At 41.0% G+C, this 7,871-nt stretch carries 4 protein-coding genes; all 4 read left to right on the plus strand.

Going from position 1 to position 7,871, the window contains the following annotated elements; translation table 11 throughout:
- Positions 1–226 precede the first annotated feature (226 nt).
- The 4 genes from DRW42_RS26570 (at position 227) to DRW42_RS26585 (ending at position 7,705) form a co-directional block, all read left to right on the plus strand.
- Positions 227–1,768, plus strand: coding sequence for a pyridoxal phosphate-dependent decarboxylase family protein (locus DRW42_RS26570; RefSeq protein ID WP_113951890.1), 1,542 nt, complete (start codon positions 227–229; stop codon positions 1,766–1,768).
- Entirely contained in the window at positions 1,719–4,172 is a 2,454-nt protein-coding gene (locus DRW42_RS26575) for a GNAT family N-acetyltransferase (protein ID WP_113951894.1), read from the plus strand. The genes DRW42_RS26570 and DRW42_RS26575 overlap by 50 nt, the downstream gene beginning before the upstream one ends.
- Before the next feature lies 1 nt (position 4,173).
- The gene (locus DRW42_RS26580) at positions 4,174–5,553 is read left to right on the plus strand and encodes a lysine N(6)-hydroxylase/L-ornithine N(5)-oxygenase family protein (RefSeq protein ID WP_113951891.1); all 1,380 of its coding nucleotides are present in this window, start codon (positions 4,174–4,176) and stop codon (positions 5,551–5,553) included.
- A gap of 340 nt (positions 5,554–5,893) precedes the next feature.
- A complete protein-coding gene (locus DRW42_RS26585) occupies positions 5,894–7,705 on the plus strand; it encodes an IucA/IucC family protein (RefSeq protein ID WP_113951892.1) in 1,812 nt (603 codons plus the stop codon).
- The last annotated feature ends 166 nt before the right edge of the window (positions 7,706–7,871 follow it).

Here is a 7,871-nt window from a genome sequence, read left to right on the forward strand (position 1 = left end):
ATTTGATAAAACGCACATAAAACACTTACCAACAATATGTTAAAAATATTTTAAACATTATTTTTAATCAATCTAAATAAACACATAACTTAGCTCCCGGAATATTTCGTTAAAAACGATGACCAAGTTCAAAGCATTCTGCTAACTAATTATTCATACAATACTGGCTTTACAGCTGGTCGTTTATTGCCTTTTTAAACTTAAATTTTGAAAAATTGAAAAACTAATGTTTGCATCAGACCTCGAAAAACATGAGCTTATAGATTTCCTCACGGAAAGTCCGACGAAGGAAATCTTTCACCACGAAAACGAAGAAGAATACCTCCACGCGGTGGGTAAGGTTACCCAGGCGGTAAAAAAATTCCTGCACAACAATCAAAAGCCATTTAGCGGAGTAACTCCTGCCCAGTTAAGGCCCTTATTTGATGCAGTTGAATTTGAAAAAACGCACGACAATTACGATTCGCTGCTTAAAGAAGTGGAAGAACTTTATACGAACCACGCAGTTGCTTTCCACCATCCCGCCTACATTGCCCATTTAAATTGCCCTATTGTAATTCCGGCTGTTGCCGCCGAGGTGATGATTTCGTCGATCAATTCATCTATTGATACCTGGGACCAAAGTGCAGGCGGAACATTGATCGAGCAGAAACTGATTGAATGGACCTGCGATCAGATTGGTTATAGCAAAAAAGCAGACGGCATTTTTACCAGTGGCGGTACCCAAAGTAATTTAATGGGACTTTTACTGGCACGTGATTATTATGCCGTTACGGTTTTAAACCACGACATTAAACTAAACGGTTTACCTGCGGAAGCTTCGAAGTTCCGGATTTTTGTTTCGGAGAAAGCACATTTCAGCATCCAGAAAAATGCTTCATTGCTGGGTCTGGGCGAAAAATCGGTGATCAAAATTAAAACGGACCGCAGTTTCAGGATGAATACGGTTTTACTCGAAGATGCCATTAAAAGGGAAATTGCGCAGGGCAACATTCCGATTGCTGTGGTGGGTACGGCAGGTACCACCGATTTCGGAAATGTAGATCCATTGAAAGAACTTGCCCACATCAGTAAAAAATACAACACCTGGTTCCATATCGATGCGGCTTATGGCTGTGGGTTATTATTAACCGATAAATACCGGAGTTTACTCAATGGCATTGAACTGGCCCATTCGGTTACGGTTGATTACCATAAATCTTTCTTCCAGCCGGTAAGCAGCAGTGGTTTTTTAGTGAACGATAAAAAATATTTCAACCTGATTACCCACCATGCTGATTACCTGAATCCTAAAGACCATGATGAAGATGGTTTGCCAAACCAGGTGAATAAATCGATACAAACCACGCGAAGGTTCGATGCCTTAAAACTTTGGTTTACACTCAGGATGATGGGCAGGAAGAAATTGGGAGGTTATTTCGACACCATTATTGAAACCGCTGCCCAGATTGCCGACCGGTTACATGCCGACAGCAATTTTGAACTGATGAACGAATCGGATATCAGCGCACTGGTTTTCCGCTACCGCCCGAAAAATTTGGTTTTAAATGTCTGCGCCATGAATCATTACATCAAAAAAGCCATGTTTAACGAAGGAAAAGCCCTGGTTGCTGGCACTAAAATCAATCAGCAATTCTACCTCAAGTTTACACTACTGAACCCGCTAACCACGCTTAGCGATATTGAAAACATTATTAAAATTATTAAAAAACACGGAAATGAATACGTTAGACTCAACCTTGCTCCAGCAGATTTCAGAAGAAACTAACTTTAATGCACTCCTAAACAGTTACTGCCGCGAATTTAATAACTGGAGTCGATACGTCGGCATACCGAAATACGATGCGCCACTGGCCGACTACCTGATTACCACTACCGACCGGATGCATATCCGGTTCGATTTCAGTGCTATCGGTTTCGAAGTATATGCACCTTTAAAATTTTATGCTGATAGTGGCCGGCATGTATTTAATTTCCCGGTAATTGAACGCAACATCGCTACAGATGCGATCAACCCGATCAGTATTTACCGCTTTATGGAGCTGGCCATCCAGTTCAGTGCCGAAGAGTTCCCCAATGCCGATGCTGCAATTGTTAACGAACGTTTAACCAACAGCGTTGAAAACCTGGAATCATTTCTGACTTATTTTAAACAGAATGGAAAACCGGTAAATTTCCCTAAAATGAAATTTATTGAGGCAGAGCAATCTTTATTTTTAGGCCACAACGCCCATCCACTGCCAAAAGGCCGGTCGGGCTTTAACAATAAGGAAGAACTTTTCAAATTTTCACCAGAAACTCAGGGACAATTCCAACTGGCATATTTTTTAATTGCTGCAAAAAACATTATTGAGAAAAATGCAGAAGGTTTCGATATTACCGATCTTTTCAGGATTGAACTCTTAGATAGTGGAAATGCAGATTTGATTGCTTTATTGGATCAGCATCCCAATTATAAAGTAGTACCCATGCACCCCTGGGAGGCGGATTATCTGCTAACATTGCCAACCGTGCAGGCCATGGAAGATGAAAAATTATTGTTCTACCTGGGCTGTTTTGGAGAATCTTACACTCCAACTTCTTCGGTAAGAACTGTTTACAACGCAACCAGCGATTGGATGCTGAAGTTTTCCTTACATGTAAAAATCACCAACTCACAGCGGGTTAACCTGGTAAGAGAGCTTCACCGTGGTTATGATGTAAGTAAATTGTTGAAAACAGAATACGGCAAAGCAGCCAAAGCCGAATTTCCGGAAATTGAATTTATTACCGACCCTGCATTTATCACCGTAAACTATCAGGGTGAAACCATTGATGGTTTTAACATCAGCATCAGGCATAATCCTTTCAAGGGAGAAGATGCAGAGAAAAATGTAAGTTTATTGGCGGCGCTTTGCCAGGATGGCTTACTGGGGCAGAAACCAAGGATTGCACACGTACTTGAGGAAGCGTCGATCAATAAAAACAAAACAGTTGCATACACCGCTGTTAACTGGTTTAAACAATACCTTCACCTTTGTGTGGCACCAATTGTTGGCCTTTACAACAATTATGGAATGGCTTTCGAGTTTCACCAGCAAAATGTGATGCTGGAACTGGATAAGGATTTTTATCCAGCCAAATTCTATTTCAGGGATAATCAGGGTTATTTCTTCAGCGATGCCAAAGCAGAATCATTAGAAGCCGTTTATCATGGCATTGCTGCCGAAAGCGGATCAATTGTTCCGAATGATTATATTATTCCTAAACTCACTTATTACTTGCTCATCAACAACATTTTGGGGGTAGTTAATGCCATCGCCAGCAATGGTTTAGCAGATGAGAAAACGCTGATCGACCTGGTTTACCTGGAATTTAAACAATTCGAAAACAGCGATACTACCGGTCTGGTTGATTATATCATTAACCGCCGCAGCTGGGAAGTAAAAGGCAATTTATTAACCAATCTTTGCAACATCGACGAAGCCAGTGCTCCTATCGATAATCCGGCTATTTACCGTGAGTTCCCGAACCCATTGGCTAAATATTTTTTCTCCGAAAACCTGATTAAACCACAAACAAAAGAGGTGCTGTACAGCAGGTTTTTCCCTAAAGAAAACGTAACGATTAACATCCGTCCGTTCAATATAGACCGCGATCTGGAAATGGTGCACGATTGGTTTAACCAGGAACACGCTAAACCGATCTGGAAAATGGATGGTCCGATTAAAGGCCTGGAGTTATTTTACAGAACGCTGTTACCAAACGATGCTTCGCACAGTTTTATAGGTGAAATAAACGGTGAACCAACTTTCACCATTGAGCCTTACTGGCCAATGCGCGATGGTGTGGGTGCCTGTTATGAAGCCCTTATGACTGATTATGGCGCACATTTACTGATTGCCCCTACGGATAAGGACAAAAAATTCAGTTTCGAAACTGGTCAGGCTTTGATGGACTTTATTTTCGAACAACCAGAAGTGGGTAAATGTATCGGTGAGGCCGCAGTTGAAAGCCGGGCGATGCACATTTTTGTAACCAGATTAGGTTTCAAATTGGAGAAAGTAATCCAGATGCCTTATAAAATGGCCAACCTAACTTTTTGTTACCGCGACTGGTATTGGGATAAATATCCTGAAGCCAAAGCACATGCCATGATTAAATTGGGACAGTTTGAAGCGGAGGAAATTTAAGATGCAGGAACAGAAAACATACGACATTATAGGCATCGGTATAGGTCCCTTTAACCTGGGCCTTGCCGCTTTATGTGCACCGATAGAAAGCTTATCTACTTTATTTTTGGATCAGGCGAGCGAATTTAACTGGCACCCGGGCATGATGTTGAGCGATGCCACTTTACAGGTGCCTTTTATGGCCGACCTGGTTACCATGGCCGATCCAACCAGTCCGTACAGCTTTTTAAACTATCTGAAACAAACCGATCGCCTCTATAAATTCTACATCAGGGAAGATTTTTTTGTGCTACGCAAAGAATATAACGCCTATTGTAAATGGGCCATTACCCATTTAAAAAACTGCCATTTTGGGCAAAAAGTAAGCAATATAAACTATGCTGACGGCATTTATCAAATTGAAAAAATAGATCAGGCCACCGGAGCTAAAGAGATTATTTTCGCAAAAAAAATAGTGCTCGGAACAGGAACTGCGCCTAAAGTACCTGCTTTTATTGATCCAACCGTTCATCAATATGCGATACACTCGTCGGAATATTTAAAGTTTAAACAGACTTTACTGGAACAAAAAACAGTAACGGTTATCGGCTCAGGACAGAGTGCCGCAGAAATTTTCTACGATCTGTTGCCTGAAACGGAAAATGGTTTAAAACTGAAATGGTTTACCCGCCCGGATCGCTTTTTCCCAATGGAATATTCGAAGTTGACTTTAGAACTTACTTCGCCTGAATATGTAGATCATTTTTACAATTTAAGCGATGCTAAACGGAAACAACTTTTAAGCAAACAAAATTCTTTGTTTAAAGGGATCAATTTCGAACTGATTAACCAGATTTTTGATAAACTATATGAATTAAGCGTTGATAGCGAAAAAATCAATGCCGAACTAATGCCGAACTGCCAGTTAAACAACCTAACGGTGAACAAGGATGGTAGTTATCAGCTCGATTTTTATCATACCGAAAGCGAAAAAGATTTTACAGTTGATACAGATGCTGTGGTATTGGCAACGGGTTATAAATATAACGAGCCAAGATTTTTATCTGCCATTAACGACCGTATAACACGCAATGCCGATGGACTTTTTCAGGTGCACCGCAATTATGCCATTGATGTAAATGGAAACGAAATCTTTGTGCAAAACGCCGAACTGCATACTCACGGCTTTGTAACGCCAGATTTGGGTATGGGTGCTTATCGCAATGCATCTATCATCAACGCCATTTTAGGTTTCGAAATCTATCCGGTAGAAAAACGGATCGCTTTCCAGCAGTTTAGTGTAAATGGAGAGGAAGAGGCCCTTCGAAAGACTCAGGATGACAAATCGAAAACTGAGTTTGAAGTCAGAAGCTGTCACGTTGAGCCTGTCGAAACGCCTTAAAAGCTAGGGTTGGTCCTTCGACAAGCTCAGGATGACAAATCGAAAACTGAGTTTGAAGTCAGAAGCTGTCACGTTGAGCCTGTCGAAACGCCTTAAAAGCTAGGGTTGGTCCTTCGACAAGCTCAGGATGACAAATCGAAAACTGAGTTTGAAGTCAGAAGCTGTCACGTTGAGCCTGTCGAAACGCCTTAAAAGCTAGGGTTGGTCCTTCGACAAGCTCAGGATGACAGACCACGTTGGTCCCGATTTGCAATCGGGACCATTGAGAACCGGATTTGAAATCCGGGGTAAAACAAGTCCGGATTACAAATCCGGACTAACAACTTAAAAAATAAATACCATGAGTTACAACAATTTTAACCATATAAAACCCTTAAAAAAAGAAGTTTGGGATAAGGTAAACCTAAACTATATTGCAAAATCGATCGTGGAACTGATGCACGAAAAACTGGCAGAACCAACACTTGTGAATACAAACGAAGATGGTGTTCTCGATTTCCGTTTAGCCACCGATAATGAGGAAATTTATTATACTTTCTCTGGTCAGCAGCGTGCTTTGGATTACCTGCATATTGACAAACAAAGTATTAAAAAGTTTGTAAACGACGAAAGTGTAGCGGTAAACAATGCCCCTGCCTTTTATTCCGAACTGCAGCAAACTTTCGGTATTAAACCCTTTACCCTCGCCCATTTTATCGAAGAAACGCTAAATACTTTATATGCTGATGCCTATATCCACGAAAAAGGCAGGTTAACCGCCGATGAACTGGCCAATGCCGATTACCAGACGATTGAACATCAAATGGACGGTCATCCATGGGCAACCATCAATAAAGGCCGTATTGGCTTTAACCACAACGACCAGGGGAAATATGCGCCAGAAGCGGCACAAAAAACACAACTGGCCTGGTTGGCGGTACACCAATCAAGGGCGCAGTTTAAAAGCATCGAAAGCATTTCTTCGTTCTCTTTCTACAATGAAGAATTGAGTTTAAAACAGGTTCACGATTTTAATCAGGTGCTCATCCAGCAGGAATTAAACCCAGAAGATTATTTCTTTATCCCAGTACACGAATGGCAGTGGAACAATAAAATTGTATTGCAGCTGGCGCACGACATTGCCCATCAGCTAATTGTACCTGTTGGAGTTGGTAACGACGAATACATGTGCCAGAACAGCATCCGTACTTTTTTTAACGTGAGTGAACCTAAAAAACATTATGTAAAAACGGCGATTTCGATATTAAATACCTCTATTTTCAGGGGATTATCGCCTAAAAAACTAGCCATTGCACCAAAAGTTACGCAATGGGCAAAAGACATGCTGCAGGGTGATGAATACCTGAAACAAACACGTGTTGTACTTTTGGGCGAAGTAGCTACGGTAGCTTATACCCACCCGCAATACAGTGAAATTCCGGGATCTCCATACCAATACCAGGAATTTTTAGGTGCCATTTGGCGCGAAAGTGCTGAAAATTACCTGCTGGAAGGCGAAAACATCATGACGATGGCCAGTTTACTTTATGTAGATGATAATGGTAAAAGTATGGTGCAGGCACTGATTGAAAAATCGGGATTAGATGCTTCAAGCTGGTTAAACGCTTATTTATCTGCTTATCTGAAACCGGTATTGAGAATTTTTTATAAACATGCCTTTTTCTTTAGTCCGCATGGTGAAAACACGATTCTGGTCATGAAAAATGGTGTTCCGGAGCGCATTATCATTAAAGATTTTGTGGAAGAAATTGTATTAACAGAAGAAACGAAAGCGAAATTACCGAATGACCTTGTCGACGTTTTAAGGGAAATTAACGACGAACTGGCACCATTATTTATCCTTTCGGGCATATTCGATGCAGTTTTCAGGTACTTAGGCAATATTTTCCACAGTTATGTAGGGATGGACGAAAAACAGTTCTGGCGTCAGGTTGCTGATGTAATTTTAGAATTTCAGCAGGAAAACCCTGAATTATCGGCAAAATTCGAAAAATTCGACCTTTTTGTGCCAGAATTTATCAGGGTTTGCATTAACAGGGTAAGGTTGTTAACCCATGGTTACAGCGAAAGCACTGATGTTCCGGTTCCGGAACTGATTGGCACCTTGGTTAATCCTGCCGCAGAGGCGCTGAAAGAGGATGTTTTAGCGTAGTGTGAAGTCAGATGTTACCATCTGACTTTGTTTAAATGTTAATGAGCTTTTGAAAATCAGATTAAATAAATTAATCTTGGTGTCAGATGGTAACATCTGACACCAAGAAAAAATCCCCCACGATACGTCCTTTAGATTTGTTTTGATCTTAATTTAAGGAGTAGAA

The organism is Pedobacter miscanthi, assembly GCF_003315595.1.
Lineage (GTDB): Bacteria > Bacteroidota > Bacteroidia > Sphingobacteriales > Sphingobacteriaceae > Pedobacter > Pedobacter miscanthi.